At 69.7% G+C, this 16,275-nt stretch carries 15 protein-coding genes; 5 read left to right on the forward strand and 10 right to left on the reverse strand.

Translation table 11 applies throughout. From position 1 onward, the window contains the following. Positions 1–8: 8 nt before the first annotated feature. The 7 genes from ACWDRB_RS41275 to ACWDRB_RS41305 are packed head-to-tail and all read right to left on the reverse strand — an operon-like array spanning position 9 to position 7,496. The gene (locus ACWDRB_RS41275) at positions 9–1,817 is read right to left on the reverse strand and encodes a glycoside hydrolase family 15 protein (RefSeq protein WP_449903286.1); all 1,809 of its coding nucleotides are present in this window, start codon (positions 1,815–1,817) and stop codon (positions 9–11) included. Next, on the reverse strand, positions 1,814–2,326 hold the full coding sequence (locus ACWDRB_RS41280) for a hypothetical protein (RefSeq protein WP_449903288.1): 513 nt from the start codon (positions 2,324–2,326) through the stop codon (positions 1,814–1,816). Before ACWDRB_RS41280 ends, ACWDRB_RS41275 begins: the two co-directional genes overlap by 4 nt. After that, entirely contained in the window at positions 2,323–3,690 is a 1,368-nt protein-coding gene (locus ACWDRB_RS41285; protein ID WP_449903290.1) for a molybdopterin-dependent oxidoreductase, read from the reverse strand. The genes ACWDRB_RS41280 and ACWDRB_RS41285 overlap by 4 nt, the downstream gene beginning before the upstream one ends. Positions 3,691–3,708: 18 nt before the next feature. Then, positions 3,709–5,175 (reverse strand): glycosyltransferase 87 family protein, encoded by a 1,467-nt coding sequence (locus ACWDRB_RS41290; RefSeq protein WP_449903293.1) that lies wholly within the window; start codon positions 5,173–5,175, stop codon positions 3,709–3,711. Next, entirely contained in the window at positions 5,172–6,185 is a 1,014-nt protein-coding gene (locus ACWDRB_RS41295) for an NAD-dependent epimerase/dehydratase family protein (RefSeq protein WP_449903296.1), read from the reverse strand. The genes ACWDRB_RS41290 and ACWDRB_RS41295 overlap by 4 nt, the downstream gene beginning before the upstream one ends. Continuing rightward, entirely contained in the window at positions 6,185–6,835 is a 651-nt protein-coding gene (locus tag ACWDRB_RS41300; protein ID WP_449903299.1) for a TIGR04282 family arsenosugar biosynthesis glycosyltransferase, read from the reverse strand. Before ACWDRB_RS41300 ends, ACWDRB_RS41295 begins: the two co-directional genes overlap by 1 nt. A 1-nt stretch (position 6,836) precedes the next feature. Then, the gene (locus tag ACWDRB_RS41305; protein ID WP_449903302.1) at positions 6,837–7,496 is read right to left on the reverse strand and encodes a glycosyltransferase family 2 protein; all 660 of its coding nucleotides are present in this window, start codon (positions 7,494–7,496) and stop codon (positions 6,837–6,839) included. Positions 7,497–7,922: 426 nt separating this feature from the next. Here ACWDRB_RS41305 and ACWDRB_RS41310 point away from each other — a divergent pair, with 426 nt between their 5' ends. Together ACWDRB_RS41310 and ACWDRB_RS41315 are read left to right on the forward strand one after the other, a co-directional pair. Then, entirely contained in the window at positions 7,923–8,465 is a 543-nt protein-coding gene (locus tag ACWDRB_RS41310) for a methyltransferase domain-containing protein (RefSeq protein ID WP_449903305.1), read from the forward strand. Positions 8,466–9,016: 551 nt separating this feature from the next. Beyond that, positions 9,017–9,487 carry a signal peptidase II gene (locus ACWDRB_RS41315; protein WP_449903307.1) on the forward strand — a complete coding sequence of 157 codons (471 nt, stop codon included), beginning with the start codon at positions 9,017–9,019 and terminating at the stop codon, positions 9,485–9,487. 24 nt (positions 9,488–9,511) lie between these two features. Here ACWDRB_RS41315 and ACWDRB_RS41320 read toward each other — a convergent pair whose 3' ends face one another. From ACWDRB_RS41320 to ACWDRB_RS41330, 3 genes are all read right to left on the reverse strand, one after another. After that, positions 9,512–9,796: a tyrosine-type recombinase/integrase gene (locus tag ACWDRB_RS41320; protein ID WP_449903473.1), complete on the reverse strand. Its 285-nt coding sequence runs from the start codon at positions 9,794–9,796 to the stop codon at positions 9,512–9,514. Next, positions 9,793–10,446 (reverse strand): hypothetical protein, encoded by a 654-nt coding sequence (locus tag ACWDRB_RS41325; RefSeq protein ID WP_449903310.1) that lies wholly within the window; start codon positions 10,444–10,446, stop codon positions 9,793–9,795. The genes ACWDRB_RS41320 and ACWDRB_RS41325 overlap by 4 nt, the downstream gene beginning before the upstream one ends. A gap of 397 nt (positions 10,447–10,843) precedes the next feature. Continuing rightward, entirely contained in the window at positions 10,844–11,974 is a 1,131-nt protein-coding gene (locus ACWDRB_RS41330) for a mandelate racemase/muconate lactonizing enzyme family protein (protein WP_449903312.1), read from the reverse strand. Between the two features lie 122 nt (positions 11,975–12,096). On the opposite strand from ACWDRB_RS41330, the gene ACWDRB_RS41335 reads away from it, so the two are divergent. From ACWDRB_RS41335 to ACWDRB_RS41345, 3 genes are all read left to right on the forward strand, one after another. Next, positions 12,097–13,113 (forward strand): LacI family DNA-binding transcriptional regulator, encoded by a 1,017-nt coding sequence (locus ACWDRB_RS41335; RefSeq protein ID WP_449903315.1) that lies wholly within the window; start codon positions 12,097–12,099, stop codon positions 13,111–13,113. A gap of 210 nt (positions 13,114–13,323) precedes the next feature. After that, positions 13,324–14,880 (forward strand): hypothetical protein, encoded by a 1,557-nt coding sequence (locus ACWDRB_RS41340; RefSeq protein ID WP_449903318.1) that lies wholly within the window; start codon positions 13,324–13,326, stop codon positions 14,878–14,880. Then, positions 14,877–16,160, forward strand: a complete 1,284-nt coding sequence (locus ACWDRB_RS41345; RefSeq protein ID WP_449903321.1) for an ABC transporter substrate-binding protein — start codon at positions 14,877–14,879, stop codon at positions 16,158–16,160. The genes ACWDRB_RS41340 and ACWDRB_RS41345 overlap by 4 nt, the downstream gene beginning before the upstream one ends. The last annotated feature ends 115 nt before the right edge of the window (positions 16,161–16,275 follow it).

Consider the following 16,275-nt stretch of genomic DNA (forward strand, 5'->3'; position numbering starts at 1 on the left):
GGGAGACCTCAACGCCGGGCGTCCCCGATGGCGCGGGCGGCGTTGATCAGGCCGATGTGGCTGAGGGCCTGAGGGTAGTTGCCGATCGCCTCTCCTGTGGTGGGGTCCACCTCTTCGCTGAGCAGGCCGACATCATTGGCGCAGGAGGCGGCGGTCTCGAACGCCCGCCTGGCCGCGGCGTCCTGACCGGTGAGGGCCAGCGCGTGCGCGAGCCAGAAGGTGCACAGCAGGAACGGGCCCTCCTGGCCGGCCAGCCCGTCGGCGGAACGGTAGCGGTAAACGAGCCCTCTCGCGTCGGTCAGCCGGGTGGCGACGGCCCGCACGGTGGAGCGGATTCTCGGGTCGTCCGGCGGCAGGAATCCGACCAGGGGCATCATCAGGGTGGCGGCGTCGACCTGGGTGCCGCCGAACGTCTGGGTGAAAGCACCCGCCTGCTCGTTCCATCCGTGGGTCAGGATCGCGGCGTGGATCTCGTCTCGGACGCGCGTCCAGTCGGCGACCCGGGAGGCGGCCCCCAGCACCGGGGCCAGGGTGATCGCCCTGTCCAGTCCCACCCAGCACATCAGCTTGGAGTGCGTGAAGTGCCGGCTGGGGCCACGGACCTCCCACAGACTCTGATCCGGTTCCTGCCAGCGGCGTGCGGCGGTCTCGGCCACTCCGATCAGCAGCGAGCGGGTGAGGGGGTCGAACGGGCCGATGTCCCGATAGGTCTGGTGGGCGGCGTCGAGCAGTTCGCCGTACACGTCGAGCTGACGCTGGCGCCAGGCGTCGTTGCCGACCCGCACGGGGGCGCTGTCCCGCCACCCCCGCAGATGCGGTAGCCGCCGTTCGCTCAGGTCGCGCTCGCCGCCGATGCCGTACATGATCTGCAGGTCCGGGTCCGCGTCGACCTGGGTCGCGCATGCGCGGGACAGGAAGGTGAAGAAGGCGGTTTCCTCCTCCTCGCAGGTGGCCGTGTTCAGGGCGTGCAGGGTGAAGCTGGCATCGCGGACCCATGTGTAGCGGTAGTCCCAGTTGCGCTCCCCGCCGATGCTTTCCGGCAGGGAGGTGGTGGCCGCGGCCACCATGGCCCCCGTCGGGGCGTAGGTCATCGCGCGCAGGACCCGGCCGCTGTGGTTGACCTGCCGGCGCCAGGGTCCCTCGTAGTCGGCGTGCCCGCGTGACCAGGAGCGCCATCCCGCGACGGTGTCGCGGATCCGGCGCGCGACGGCCCAGGAGGTACGGCGCGGCGGATCGGGCGCCCAGGCCCGGCCGGCCTGCAGGGCCAGGCCGACGTTCTGTCCCGCGCGCAGGGTGAGAGCGGCGTCCGCGACCGAGCCGCCGGTCCGGAACTCCACCGGGCTGGACAGGGTGAGCACGTCGGCGCCTCCACGGGCGATCAGGCCGCCGCGGACCGATTGCATCAGCGGGCGGACGAGCCCGAACTCGGGCCGGGGCGCATACACGATCTCCACGGACACCCGCCCTTCGGTGCAGGCGAGCCGGCGAAGGAGCAGGCCGGGGGATGACGTGCCCAGCGCGTGCCCACGTTCGCCACGGCCCAGCGCAAGAGCGTCCAGGAGCACCAAGGTGCCGTCGCGCGTCCGGAACGTGGTCTCCAGCACAAGGGTGTCCTCGACGTACCGACGGGTCACCTCGGCCGGACATGCCGGCCGGATCGCCCAGAAGCCGGCCTCTTCGTCCAGCAGCCGGGCGAAGAGCGCCGGGCTGTCGAAACGCGGCAGGCACAGCCAGTCGACAGAGCCGTCGGACGTGACCAGCGCGGCGGACCGGCAGTCCGACAACATCGCGTAGTCGCCGATCGGCCGGGCGCTCAACGGCCGGCCCGCCCCGCGGCCAGGCGTCGCAGCATGTAGAGCAGTGCTGAGGCGGCGAAGAGCACCAGGGTGACCAGAATCCATCGGTTGAGGTAAGGGATGGTGCTCAAACCGACCGCCGCCCTGTAGTTGGGCTCGGCACCGCGCAGAATGAGTGGGGACCACACCAGCAGCAGCAGACCCGAGAACGCGGTCGGCACGCGCAGGTGGTTGATCGGAGCCGGCCGCCGCCCCGTCGGCCGAGGCCGACGCCGAGCAGCCGTACGACGACGGCGGCGGGTACGGACAGTGGCGGACCGGGCGGCGAGGTCGGCGGCGGAGTAGAGAGGGAACAGCACCAGGTCGTGGAGGATGACGGCCCCCACGAACCACACCAGAAAGCCCGGCCAGATCCCCACGTCGACCACCCGGGTGGCGGCGTAACCGGCGACCAGAAAACAGAGGGCGAGTACGAGCAGGTGCCACGAAGGGGCGCCGTAGGTCCTAGCCCACCGGCTGCGGCCGTTCAAGATCGCCCTTGGGTGAAGTCGAGCTCGCGCACCCACTTCGTGTTGTGCACGCCGGGAGCGTTGGGGACGATGACCCGCGCCGGGTATCCGTGGTCGAGGGACAGGTCGGCGCCGTTGACCCGCAGCGCCAGCAGCGAGCGCGGGTCGGCGACCTGCGCGGCGCTGAGCGAGGCCTGACCGAAATAGCCCCCACGTTGCAGGGACCTGGCGGTGACGCCTGTCGAGCCGGCCCGGATGCCGGCGAGGCGGGCGAGGTCGGCCAGCCGCACGCCGGTCCAGGTCTGGACGGTCGACCAGCCTTCCACGCAGGCGATCGGCAAGGCATAGGTGTGCAGAGGCATCGCCAGCAGGTCCGCGCGGGAGAGTTCCGTCCGGTGTGGCCCGACGAGTGCCAGCCGCCAGGACTCGCCGGTCCGGGCTGGTGTGACGCCGAGGCTCGCCGCTGTCTTGTTGACCTGGAAGTCGTTGGGGCCCGTCCCGTAGAGGCGTCCATGGGGAGCGAGCAGCGCGGTACGGCGCAACGGCCCGTCGACGCACTGGCCGACGGACAGGCCGAACATGACCAGCGAGCCGCCGCCGGCGAAGGCCAGCAGGCCGCGCCTGGACATCGTGGGGGGCGCCGGGTCGACGGCGACCAGGCCATCGGGGTCCGGCGGCTCCGGACGGGTGTCCGCCACAGAGGTGCGCAGGTAGTCGCGCAGTCCGTACGTTCGCAGGGTGTGGATGACGCGGGGCAGCTTGATGACGACGTGGACGACGAAGGCGGCCAGGAAGATCCATGCGCCATAGAAGTGGGCCGGGTAGAAGGAGAACGGGAAGACGTAGAAGAGCTGGATGTTGAGGATCCCGGTCACGAACTGGAACACCGCGCCGCCGACCAGGAGCAGCAGGCTGGCCCGCTCGACGGCCTCCGCCACGGAACGGGCGGGCGGCCAGGAGAACAGCTTGGGGATGACCGACCACAGCTTGGCCAGCAGGATCGGCACCAGTGTCAGCCCGCCGACGACGTGCGCGCCCTGGGTGACCCGGTACAACCAGACCGGGTCCGTGGGCCAGTCGAACAGATAGAAGCCCAGCAGGCCCCTCCCGGGGGTGGTGTCGTTGCCCGGCAGGCGAGGCTCGTAGGCGGCGTACGACACCAGCCCGGTGATCGCGACGAGGATGATCCCGGCCAGCAGGATCAGTCCGAGCACCGAGGTCAGCCAGGGGCCGCGGAGCGGGCTGCGCCAGAACTCCGGCCGGAACGGCCCGGGCGGCCCGCTCCACCCTCTGAGGCGCGCGGCCAGGCGGCCCTTCTTGTCGGGCTTGACCTCACGATCGCGCCCCCGCGACGCATCCGGCACCGATCCCCCCGAAATCCCCATGTCGGCTGTTCGGTCTCCTTACCGGAAACGGTCTTTCCAAAGCCACGCCCCGGCACCCATTCGGCAATGTCCGGCCGCTCTTCGCAATCTCGGGACGTCGTACGCGCTGCCGGGTGAGGGACGGATCGCGCGTGCGACAAGCCCGGCGGCCACCGCCAGCGCGGCGAGGGCGTAGGCGATGGTCCCGGAACCAGTGCCCATGTACGCCGCGCCGCTCGCCAGCGGGACGCCGAGCCACTCCCACCGGCCGTCGAGGGCGACCAGCGCGACGACCAGTACGGCGTACCAGGAATAGCCGGGCGTGAACACGAGGAACCCCACCCCGGTCACCAGCAGGGCGCCCTGCCACGGCCGGTCCGCGTCACCGTGGCGGAGTACGTGGAAGATCGCGATCCCGAGGATGACGAGGGCCGCGGGGAACGCCCACGAGTCGGGGAGGACCAGTCTCAGCAACGCGTACCGCTCTCTGCTGCCGGCGTCGTCGTAACCCTCCTCGGTCAAGTAACCGAAGAAGTATCCGAGTACCGAGCCGCGCGAGGCGAGCGCGTACGGCAGGTAGGCGAGCGCCACGACGAGAGCGGCGGGGCCGAGGACGGCCAGGGTGTCGAGCATCCGGCGCGCCGGCGTCTTTCCGCCTGTCGCGAGGACTCCGGAGAGCGCTCCGGGGACGGTGACGGCGGGCAGCAGCTTGGCGGCGGTCGCCGCGCCGAGCAGCGTTCCGCCGAGGACCCTGTGCTTGTTCACCGTGGTCAGGGCGATGACGGCGAGCAAGACGCCGAGCGCGTCGACGTGGGCGTTGTTCACCAGTTCGAGCGGGACGGCGGGACACCACGCGTAGCAGGCGGTGTGCGCCGGAGCGTTGGCCCGGGTGCCGGCTCGGCGGCTGAGCGTGATCAGCAGCACTGCCGAGGTCGCGAACGCCAGGAGCGCACCGCCGATCTGCAGCGGCTTGTGCCGTGCCCCTTCGGGCGAGAGTCCGTGTACCAGGAGGAAGTACGCCTCCGCGAGGGGCGGATAGATCGTGTGCACGCCGGGGCGGTTGATCCGCGTGCACGACGTGACCGGGTCTCCGGAGTGGATCGGGTAACGATCGGGCCCTTCGCAGCCGGCGCCGCGGGGGAAGAGCCAGAGGTCGCGCAGCGGCGCCAGCGCCGCCTCGGCCGGGGCGTGATCGTAGGGCGAGACGCCCGCGGCCTGCACCCGTCCGTCCCAGGCGTAGCGGTAGGAGTCGGTGCTGGTGGCGGGCGGAGCGAGGAGGCCGGTGGCGGTCACGGCGATCCCTCCGACGATCATCAGGCACATCGCCTGGCGCGTCGGCAGCCCGCGCACAGCCCACGTCGCCGCGCAGAAGAACGCCCACGCGAGCGCGTACGGCCAGAACAGGCCGTGGCGATCCGCGGGAACGACGTCCCCGCCGATCGCCGCCGCGAGCGTGCCGACAAGGGCGGCCAGCAGGACGGCCGTTCCCGCCGCGCGGCAGGTCACGCCGGGCAAGCCAGGGGTGCGGTGGCGAACTCCTTCATCCCCTCGTCGAACCCGATCCGGGAGTGGAAGCCGAGCTCCGCACCCGCCTTGTGCGGAGCGGCCACGATGTGGCGGACGTCGCCCAGCCGGTACTCCCCCGTCGTCACCGGCTCCGGCCCGCCATGGTGCGTGGCCAGTGCCACGGCCATGTCACCGACACTGTGCGGCTCCCCGCTGGCGATGTTGTACGCGGCCAGCAGGCCCGGCCGGCCGCCGGAGAGCGCGGCGACGTTCGCACGAGCGACGTCGCGGACGTGGACGAAATCCCGCAACTGCCCGCCGTCCTCGAACACCCTGGGTGCTCGACCGGCCTCCAGCGCGGACCGGAAGATCGCCGCCACCCCGGAGTACGGCGTGTCCCGGGGCATCCTGGGCCCGTACACGTTGTGGTACCGCAACGCGACGGCCGTGCCGCCGGTCTCGCGCGCCCAGTTGGCGGCCAGGTGCTCCTGCGCCAGCTTGCTGGTGGCGTACGCGTTGCGGGGATCCGCCGGCGCGTCCTCATCGATGGTGGCGTAGACCACCTCCGAGTCGCACCGAGGGCAACGAGGTTCGAAGAGCCCGCGTTCCAAGGCGGCGGCGGAACGCGGCGCGGGCCGTACCCGGCCGTGCCTCGGACAGTCGTAGGCGCCCTCGCCGTAGACCACCATCGAGGAGGCCAGCACCAGCCGCCCGACCTCTTGCCGGGCCATCGCGGCGAGCAGCACGGCCGTGCCGTACACGTTGACCGAGGCGTAGTCCGGCAGGTCGGCCACATTCACGCCGAGCCCGACCTTGGCCGCCTGGTGCACGACGACGTCGACCCCTGCCACCAACCGGTCGAGCGTGGCGGCGTCGCGCACGTCGTCGCCGGTCCTGAGGTCGAGGCGAACCACCTCGTGTCCGGCCGCTTCCAGCGCCTCCGTCACATGGCTCCCGATGAACCCGGCCGCGCCGGTGACCAGCACCTTCGCCTCGCGAGAAGGGGTCATCACAACACCGCCGTTCCGGCGAGCGCGGCGGCGAATCGGGAGTGGGGAGCCAGCGCCGCCACCTCCACCGCGTCCTCCATGGTGTCCACATCGGTCAGGCAAGGCAGGCAGGCGACGCTCATTCCGGCCTCAATCAGTCTGTTCAGCTGGATCTCTCCTGTGGTCGGCTCGGACATCGGCACGCCGAGCAGCAGATCGGGGTCGGGGGCGCGCAGCCCGAGAAGCCAGAACCCACCGTCCGTCGCGGGGCCGAACACCGCGTCGTGGGCGCCGAGCAACGACACGGCTTCAGCCAGCAGGCCGACGGACACCTGCGGGGTATCCATGCCGATGAGCACGATCGGGGCGGGCGACAGCCGGTGGGCGTCGTCGAAGGCGGCGGCGAGCCGTTCGTCCAGGCCGTCGCCGCGCTGCGGAACGACCGTGAACCCGGCGGGCAGCCACGCCCCGGGAGCCCCGTCGAGAGCGATCACGCGGCGGGCCACCGGAACCCGGGCGACCGTCCGCAACGTGTCCTCCAGCGCGGCGCCGGCCAGTGCCGCGGCCTCGTGCGGAGTGCAGGGCGGGGTCAGGCGGGTCTTCACCTTCCCCGGTACGGGCTCCTTGGCGATCACCAGAAGTTGCGCGCCGTCGATATGGTGCGAACTCACGTCATACCGCCCTGTCGGCCATGACCCGGCGCATGTCACCGATTGTCCGGAGCGTGCCGCGCACCGTACCGGTCACCTTCGACCTCCCCGTACGGGCCAGATAGTCCACCTCGACCTCGGCGATCCGCCAGCCGGCCGCACCGGCGCGCAGCACCATCTCCAGGGGATAGCCGAACCGCCGGTCCGCCAGCTCCAAGGCCAACAGGGCGGCACGTCCGCACGCCCGCATCGGCCCCAGGTCGTGCAGGTCGGCACCGGTACGGCGGCGCAGCTCGCGAGCCAGCACGGCGTTGCCGAGCCGGGCGTGGACCGGCCAGGAGGCGCCCGGTCCAAGGACGCGGCGACCGAGAACCAGATCGGCCTCACCCGCCCGGACCGGCCCCGCGACGCGCGGCAACTGCCCGGGATCGAGGGACGCGTCAGCGTCCATGAAGCACACCACGTCCGCCGTCGCGGCCGTCAGCCCCGCGTGGCACGCGGCCCCGAATCCGGGCCGGGGCTCAGCCACCACCATCGCGCCGAACTCCGCCGCGACCCTCGCGGATCCGTCGGTCGAGCCGTTGTCGACCACGATCGGGCGGAAGCCGGGCGGCATCCGCCCGAGCACCCAGGGCAGGGCCGCCTCCTCATTCAGGCAGGGCAGAACCACGTCGATCTCCATGGGCCGACGCTAACGCGGCAACAGCGCCCCTTCTCTTACGAAAGGATGACGTCGTTCCGAGAAATGACCAGTTCGAGTCCGCGGAAATACGGCTTCATGGCCGAACCCGTGATTTGGGCCACTGGCCCCCTGCGTCCCCCGGCAGAGCATGCGACTTGCCCTGCTCTGCCATATTTTGACACTCAGCCGAGGGCATGATGGACGCGGTTTTGCCAGGCGGTCGCGGCTCCTCGTCCTTAACAGCTTCGTAAGGATCGTCACCGACCTGCCGGGGTAATGTGCCTGCATGATCACAAGTAGTCGGGTGAACATTCCGGCAGTCCTCTTTCCCAGCTTCCGCCACAATGGAAGAGTCGCGTGATCGGCGCTTTCTACGAAGAAGGTCTCAAAGGCAGAAACGTATACGTTGAATATGCCGACGGCCGAATGCGGTCGCTCTCCGCCGAGCGCTGGCTCCGATACAACGAGGGCGACGAACACATTCTGGCCCGATGCTGCGGGCCCACTCTCGATGTCGGTTCGGGACCCGGAAGACTGACCGTGGCGCTTACCCGGATGGGGGTTCCCGCCCTGGGCATCGACATCACCCCCCTGGCCGTGGAGCTGACCCGCCGCGCCGGCGGGCTGGCGCTGCGCAGGTGCGTCTTCGAACCCCTTCCAGGAACCGGGCGGTGGGCCGAGGCGCTCCTGGCCGACGGCAACATCGGCATCGGCGGCGACCCCGCAGCCCTCCTCCGGCGCCTGCGCGAACTGGTCAGGTCAGGAGGAACGGTGATCGCCGAACTCTCGCCGCCGGGTGTACAGAGCGAGGTCCACACCGTACGGCTGCGCCAGGCCGGGCGCACGGGCGACTGGTTCACCTGGGCGACCGTCTCGATCGACGATATCGCCCCCCTTGCCGGGCGATCCGGGTTCCCCACCGTCGAGCACTGGAACGCGGCGGGGCGATGGTTCGCATCCCTCTCATGACTCACCCGGCCGCGACTATAACCCGTAGGTTCGATCTGACGGGAAAGGCTGCCGGCTCAGCACTCGATCACACCACACATCGCGGATCGTGTTCGAGCACGTATATTTCGGCCCCCAAACAAAGGTGCCGCCGGCGGGCAGCTCGTGTCGCTCTCATGTGAACTGGGCACGTGCCGGCTCCACCGCCCACTAGGCCCAGGTCGAAGAACACCCACTGGGCCAGGGTGTGGCGGGACTCGCCGACGTTCAACTACGCGCCGATCATCCTGCGGTAGCACAGTCCCAGGCTGTTGACGGCGCCCCAGCCGTTGGTGGCGCGCGTCCCGGTGGTCAGCCCACCGCGCTGTCAAGGGCTGTCGCCTGCTTGCCGACCGATCGCCATCACTTCGATGCTGTTCGGTCTCATTCGACCCGAGGCATGCCTCACCGATCATGAAGCATTCGCATGGGTGCCTCATGGGGCGCCCTAGTAGTCTCAGGGAAATATTGGTTGAACAGCACGGAGGCCATGAATGATGCGGTTAGAGCGGGGTTCGAGTCGGCTGTACGGCATGATGCTCATGCTGGCCGCGGTGGTCCTTGTCGTGGACCAGCTCACCAAGCTCTGGGCGGTCTCCACGCTGTCCGACAGTGAGCGCGTCGCCGTGATCCCCCCTTTGATTCACTTCCGGCTGCTTTACAACCCCGGCGCCGCGTTCTCCGTAGGCACCGGCGCGACATGGGTGTTCGCCCTGGCAGCGGCAGCCGCAGTGGTCGGCATTCTCTACACCGCGCGTCGGCTGGCCTCCCCCGGCTGGGCGCTCGTGCTGGGCGTGCTGCTCGGCGGGGCGGTGTCTCACCTGGGCGATCGGCTCTTCCGCGAGCCCGGCTTCGCCCGCGGGCACGTCGTGGACTTCATCGACTACGGCCCGTTCGTGGGTAACGTCGCCGACATCGCACTCACCTGCGGGTGCGTTGCGATGGTACTGATCAGCCTGCGTGGTGTGCCGCTCGCCAGGGTGCCGGGCGAAGAGTCCGCCTAGCTTCTGGCCCAGGACCGTGGGCAGTCAAGTCAAACGAGACAGGACAGGTGCCCGCCTGCCAGGCTGGGGCGAGCGCCGCGCAGCGGGCGGCGTCCCGGACTTCAGCTCCTCAGCGGCGGGGCCGGGGTCGAGGACGGACTTGTAGTCACGCAGCACTTCGCGGTCGGTGACCTGGGCATGGACCAGTGCCTCGGAGACCGAGGAGTGGCCGAGGACCTTCATGATGGTGTGCAGCTTGGCGCCGCGTTCGGCGAGCTGGGTGCCGACCGTGTGCCGAAATCCGGTTGAGCGACTGTCGAAGGACGTCAGGCCGGGCCCGCCATGAAGCCCTCGTCGCGGATGCCCAGGTAGATGGCCGGGCGGTACTGGCGCATGGCGTGCTCGATGACCGGGATGTACCTGGGGTTCGAGCCCAGCGGGAGTCGGTAGCCGTTCTTGACCGTGTGGAACTCCCACAGGTGCTCCATGCCCGGGTGGCGCGCGCGGAAGCCCGGGTCGGCGGGGAAGAGGTCGATGCGGACCTTCGTCCTGCGGATCAGGTAGTCGGTCGGCCTGACCCGGCGCGGCTGCGTACGCGAGATGCTCACCCCGGACAGTTCGTTCCATGGGGCCGCCCACGGCGTGCCCTGGGGGTCGTCCCAGCGCACGCCGAAGCCGTCGAAGACGAGCCGGCGCGGCCGGCTGATCTTGCGCCAGGCGAGGACCGGCAGCAGCCCGATGAACAGGAAGATCAGCCCGAAGGTCAGCTCCATGACCGCGGTGCGCGAGCCCGGCGTGTGCCCGGTGAACGAGGCGAAGATCGAGACGAGCCCGATGAGCCCCGCGACGGAGCCGCCGATCAACGCCTTCACCTTGGCGTCACCGCCCACGTCGATCACCGCGGAAGGCGGTGCGAAGGCGGAGGGCTGCTGCTGGTTGTCGGGAGTGTTGAACTGCGGCTGTTGAGGGCCGTACGTCATGAAACGGCAGGTTAGCCGCGATCGCCGGAGATGCAACCATCTGTCCGGCCGGGCAACCAGGAGCAGATCAAGGCCTCGCCCGGTTCGCCCGATGGATGCGGACACGACAGCTCGTCGAGCAGCACTGGCGGCGGCCCCGTCGCGAGCTTGCGCCGCGACGAACTCCTCGGCCCTTCTCCCCGGTGAACGGCCGTCATGCGCGACAGTCAGCCGACGACGGTGCGGGGGCTCCTGGCGCGGGCGCAGGAGGCGGCTGGCATCCAGCCGGTGAGCGCACTGCCGGAGTGGCCGGAAAGCGCCCGTGAGGGTGTCCGCGCCCGCTGGATCCAGCGCGTCACGCTGGTCGGGCAGGCCTCGACGGCCCGGGCTCCGTTTTCCGCTGAACATACGGCTGACCTCACCAGTTCGTGAAGGCGCCGTCGAGCCGGTTCACTCGGGGGGTGCGTCCGGTGGCCGGCGCCTGCCCCGCCAGCAGCGTCGGATCGACGTCCAGGCCCAGTCCGGGCCGCTCGTCGGCGACGAGCACGCCGTCCACGGGTACGGGGGCGAAGCCGAAACCGGCCGGAACCGGCCCCGGCGGCATCTCCTGCACGCCGAAGTTCGGGCAGGTCAGGTTGAAGTGCAGGGCAGCGGCCGAGGAGACGGGCCCCAGCGGGTTGTGCGTGGCGATTTTGATGTGGTGCGTCTCGGCCAGCCCGGCGATCTTGCGTGCTTCCGTGATGCCGCCGACGATGCCCAGGTCGAGGCGGGCGTAGTCGATGAGCTCGTCCTCGATCAGCGCGCGGAACTCCCACTTGGAGCTGAGCTGCTCGCCCGCCGCGAGCGGCACTCCGGTGCGCAGCCGCAGCATGCGATAGGCGTCCAGGTTCTCGCAGCGCAGCGGATCTTCCACGAAGTACGGCCGGGCCGGCTCGATCTCCCGGCACAGGGTGACCGCCTCGGGCAGGTCGAGCCGGGTGTGGGCGTCGATGATGAGCTCGATGTCGTCGCCGACCGCCTGCCGTACGGCATGGAACTGGGCGATCGCCACCCGCATGGCCTCGCGCGGCTCCAGGACATCGCCCGAGGTCGGCACCACCAGCCGCAGGTAGCGCCAGCCCTCCTCGACCAGCCGGTGGCAGCTGTCGATCACTGCCTGGGTGTCGAACCCTTCCGGGTGCACATGGGTGTAACACGTCACGTGATCGCGCACCCGTCCGCCGATGAGCCGGTAGAGCGGAGCGTCGTGCGCCTTGCCCAGCAGGTCCCACAGCGCGATGTCGATCGCGGAGATCACGCACGTGGTCGACCGGTCAGCCGGGAAGAAGTCGCCGCGCGCCATCGTCTGCCACAGGTGCTCGATGCGGTCGGCGTCCTGGCCCACCAGCACCTCACGCAGGCGATCGAGTACGGCCCCGCTGACCTCGGGAGAGACGCGCACTCCCACCTCGCCCACGCCGGAGATGCCCGCATCGGTGTCCACCACGACGAGGAGCATGTTCTGCCCGCGGTCGGGGACGGCGTACAGCGCAACGTCAACGATCTTCAAAAGGCCTCCTCCGTTTGAGGTGATTCTGTCGTGTTGCAGCAACTTTGCCAAGAGTTTCCGAGATGTATTGACTTGTCACCGTGGCGGGTGCAGTCTCTAGCGCAAACGTTGTGGGAGGCAGCATGGCGGTGACCCTCGCGGACGTGGCGGCAGAGGCCGGCGTGTCCAAGGCGACCGTGTCGCGTGTGTTCGGCACCCCGGACCGGGTCAACGCGGTGACGCGGGCCCGTGTCCTGGAGGTGGCCGAGCGCCTCGGCTATGCGCCGGATCCGACGCCGCGCTCCAGCAGGACCGGCTCGATCGGCCTGATCGTGCCCGACATCGTCAACCCGTTCTTCCCGCCCATGATCAAGGCGGTGCAGCGACGGGCGAGATCTCGCAACTACGGCGTCTACCTGGCCGACAGCGACGCGCACCCCGGCGAGGAGGCCGAGGCCGTGGCGATGATGTCCAAACAGGTAGACGGGCTCATCTTCTGGTCATCGCGGCTGCCGGCCGAGACGTTGGCCGACGTGGCCACCCGCGTGCCGACCGTGCTGGTCAACCGGGGCGCACCCGGCGTGCCGACGGTCGTCGCCTCGAGCGAGGACGGCATGCGGCAGGCCGTCGAGCATCTGTACGCCCTCGGGCACACCAGGTGCGCCTACGTCAACGCGCCGCGTACGGTCTGGTCGAACCAGCACCGCCGCGCCGCGGTGCAGCGGGCCTGCAAGGCGCTCAGCATGGAGCTGGTCGAGCTGGGCCCGTACGCGCAGTCCATCGAGGGCGGCGTGCAGGCCGCCGACATGGTCGTCGCGCACGGCGTCACCGCGGCCATCGCCAACAACGACATGACCGCGGTCGGGCTGCTGCTCCAGCTCGCCAACCGCGGGCTGTCCGTGCCCGGCGACATCAGCGTGGTCGGCGTGGACGACACCTACCTGGCCATGGTGGCCAGGCCGGCGCTGACCACCGTACGGATACCGGTCGAGGAGATCGGGTCGATCGCGGTCGACCTGCTCATCGGCATGCTCCACTCCGGCGACCAGGGCGAGGGCGGCCCTGTCGAGGTGGACACCCAGCTCATGGTCCGTGACTCGACGGGCCCCGCCACGGAAAGGATCACCTGGCCGACCAGGCCACTGCCCACCCTGGAGTAACCACCACCCAAATCTCCGGCATCCGCTCGTCTGCGACCTGCGGCCATGCCGGCGTGCAGAAAAACGCTCGGGGGCCTTGTAAGAGGAAGGAGCTGGCAGGTGCGAAAAAGAGCACTTCTGCCGATCGCGCTCACCGCAGCCGCCGTGCTTGGACAAGCCGTACCGGCCCAGGCAGTGGATTCACCGTACCGAAACAGAACCGGGGTCGGCGTGCCCGTGCCGGCCCGTGACCAGGCAGTTTCGCCGCAGCGGATGCGGGAGCTGGCCGTCGCTTTCGTCCAGCCCTCGGCGGACAACCTGGATGCCTCGCTCGACAAGATGGCCGAGGCCGGGGTGCGCCGGGCCCAGATCGTCGCGTCGTGGACCGGGATTTGCCAGAAGCGCGATGAATGCGACTGGTCGAAGCTGGACGCGTACTTCGCCAAGGCGGCCAAACGCGGCATCTCCACCGCTGTGCACATCAACTCCACGCCCGACTGGGTGCACCCGGACCTGGTGGACACGGTGGAGAACTACGGAGAGCGGATCTGGTACCCGCCGACCAGGACGCCGGAGGAGTTAGCCGAGTTCGCGAAGTTCGTGACCACGCTGGCGAGTCGCTATCGCGGCGAGGTCGAGAGCTACGAGATCTGGAACGAGGAGAACTGGCGCGACTTCTACAAGCCCGTAGAGGACCCGGCGGACTACGCCAAGCTGCTGCGCGCCGGCTATCTGTCGGTCAAGGCCGCCGACCCGCGAGCCAAGGTGATCTTCGGTGGGACCACGCGGACGGACCCCGGGTTCGTGCGCGAGGTGTACGCCGCGGTCCGGAAATATCCGGACGCGGTGAAGAGCCGCCACTTCTTCGACCTCATGGGCGCTCACCCGTACACCGACGACCGTCACCCCGACGACCACGACCCGGGCAAGGTGCGTGAGAACGCCGCCGGCGGCGAGTTCGACGACAACTTCCTCGGCATCGACCGGCTGTATTCGGAGATGGTGCGGCAGGGGGACGCCGACAAGCAGATCTACCTGGGCGAGTTCTCCTACTCCTCGGTGCGGACGTGGATGGGCCTGGTGCCGGACGAACGGCGCGCGTTCTACCTGCGGCGGGTGATGGAGCTGGCGGCCCAGCGTCCCTACGTTTCGGGCCTGTCATGGTTCGTCTGGTCCGAGACGCGCCCGGAGGACGAATGGCGCGGCTGGACACTCCTGGAATATCCCGACAAACCCACCCGCACCTACCTCGAGCTGGCCGAGCTCACCGGCACCTCACCCACGGAGCGCGCACCGCGGCTGATGCTCGGCGACGGGACGGCTTCCGTGGACCGGCTTCCCTCGAATGTCGAGCGGGTCGAGCTCTACCTCGAAGGCGTCCGAGCCGCCTCCGGCACCTCTTTCCCACTGACCTTCACCCCGCCCGCGCGGGGGACGACCCAGCTCGCACAGGCCGTCCTCTACACCGGCGACGGGCGCACGATCCAGACCACGACCGCCTGGCTGAGCGCCGGCAGGCCGGCCGTCCAGGTTTCCCACCCCAAGGTCAAGGCCACGCGCAACGTGGACGTGACAGCCGGGCTCAAGGTCACCGGCCCGGTCCTGCTCCGCGTGATCGACGCCTCGGGTGACGTGGTCATGACCATGCCGCTCGGCGTGGGCACCGGCAGGCAGACCCGTTTCGACGCCCTGGTCGCGCTCGACGACCCCGGCACCTACCAGCTCTCCGTTCACGATCCACGCGGCCGTCGGCTGGCCGATCCCGCCCTCCTGGAGGTAGTGCAGTGAAGCTCCGTTGCGCGGCGGTCCTTGCTGCCGCAACGATCATCGTAAGCGCCTGTGGTTCCGCTGATCCTTCACAGGCGGCCAAGCCTGCCGCCGACGAGGGCCGCGGCCCGATCACCTTCGCCAACGGCAAGGACTCCAGCGGCGTGCTGCAGGGTCTGATCGACAAGTGGAACGCCTCGCACCCCACCGAGAAGGCCACGCTCGTCGAGCTGCCTCCGCAGGCCGACCAGCAGCGCCAGCAGCTCATCCAGAACGCCCAGACCAAGTCGGACGCCTTCACCGTCGTCTCCCTCGACGTCGTGTGGACCGCGGAGTTCGCCGCCAACGGCTGGGTCGACGAGCTGCCTCTCGGGGAGTTCCCGACCGACAAGATCATCCCATCGCTGGTGGAAGGCGGCACGTACTTCGGCAAGCTGTACACAGCCCCGTGGGGCGGCGGCACCGGCCTGCTGTACTCGCGTACCGACCTGCTGAAGAAGGCGGGGCTCGAGCAGCCCAAGACCTGGGCCGAGCTCATGACCGCCTGCGACAAGGTGCTGAAGATGCCCGAGGCCAAGGGCATGGACTGCTACGGCGGCCAGTTCGACAAGTACGAGGGGCTGACCGTCAACATCTCCGAGGCCGTCAACTCGGCAGGCGGCTCGGTCGTCGGCGCCGACGGCAAGCCGACCCTGACCACCCCGCAGGCCAAGCAGGGCCTGGACTTCCTCGTCGAGGGCTTCAAGAAGGGCTACATGCCCAAGGAGTCCATCACCTGGGACGAGGAGGCGGGCCGCCGCGCCTTCCAGGCGGGCAAGCTGCTGTTCCACCGCAACTGGTCCTACCAGTACACGCTGGCCAACAAGGAGGACGGCTCCAGCAAGGTCGCCGGCAAGTTCGACGTCTCTCCCATCCCCGGGCTCAACGGGCTCGGCAAGGGCACGATCGGCGCCAACAACCTGGCCATCAGCAAGTTCGCCAAGAACAAGAAGTCCGCGCTGGACTTCATCAAGTTCATGACGAGCGAGGAGACCGCCAGACATCTGATGCTCGAGTCGTCGCAGTCGCCCGCTTACGCGGCGATGTACGACGACCCGGCGCTGGTGGCGAAGTTCGGGTTCCTGCCGATGCTCAAGGAGGGGCTGCTCAACGCGGCACCGCGACCGGCGGTCGTCCGGTACGGCGACGCCACGGCGGCCATCCAGGAGGAGATCACCGCCGCCCTCAGCGGCCAGAAGCCCTCCGACCAGGCACTGACCGCCCTCCAGGACAGACTCGCCAAGATCATCGCTAACCAGTAGCGGCTCCGGCGGGGCCGGGTTCACCTGCCCGGCTCCGCCTGCGGCTCGCTCCCCATTCCCACCAAGCCGGAACGCGGACGGCTCCCCCGCTCGCGTCGATCAAGGCTCTCCCGGG

The organism is Nonomuraea sp. NPDC003707 (assembly GCF_053587055.1).

Coding starts and splice junctions, on each gene's coding strand:
- ACWDRB_RS41305 (WP_449903302.1), bottom strand. CDS start 7,496: ATGGAGATCGACGTGGTTCTGCCCTGCCTGAATGAGGAGGCGGCCCTG.
- ACWDRB_RS41295 (WP_449903296.1), bottom strand. CDS start 6,185: ATGACCCCTTCTCGCGAGGCGAAGGTGCTGGTCACCGGCGCGGCCGGG.
- ACWDRB_RS41285 (WP_449903290.1), bottom strand. CDS start 3,690: ATGGGGATTTCGGGGGGATCGGTGCCGGATGCGTCGCGGGGGCGCGAT.
- ACWDRB_RS41315 (WP_449903307.1), top strand. CDS start 9,017: ATGATGCTCATGCTGGCCGCGGTGGTCCTTGTCGTGGACCAGCTCACC.
- ACWDRB_RS41310 (WP_449903305.1), top strand. CDS start 7,923: ATGCGGTCGCTCTCCGCCGAGCGCTGGCTCCGATACAACGAGGGCGAC.
- ACWDRB_RS41335 (WP_449903315.1), top strand. CDS start 12,097: ATGGCGGTGACCCTCGCGGACGTGGCGGCAGAGGCCGGCGTGTCCAAG.
- ACWDRB_RS41325 (WP_449903310.1), bottom strand. CDS start 10,446: ATGACGTACGGCCCTCAACAGCCGCAGTTCAACACTCCCGACAACCAG.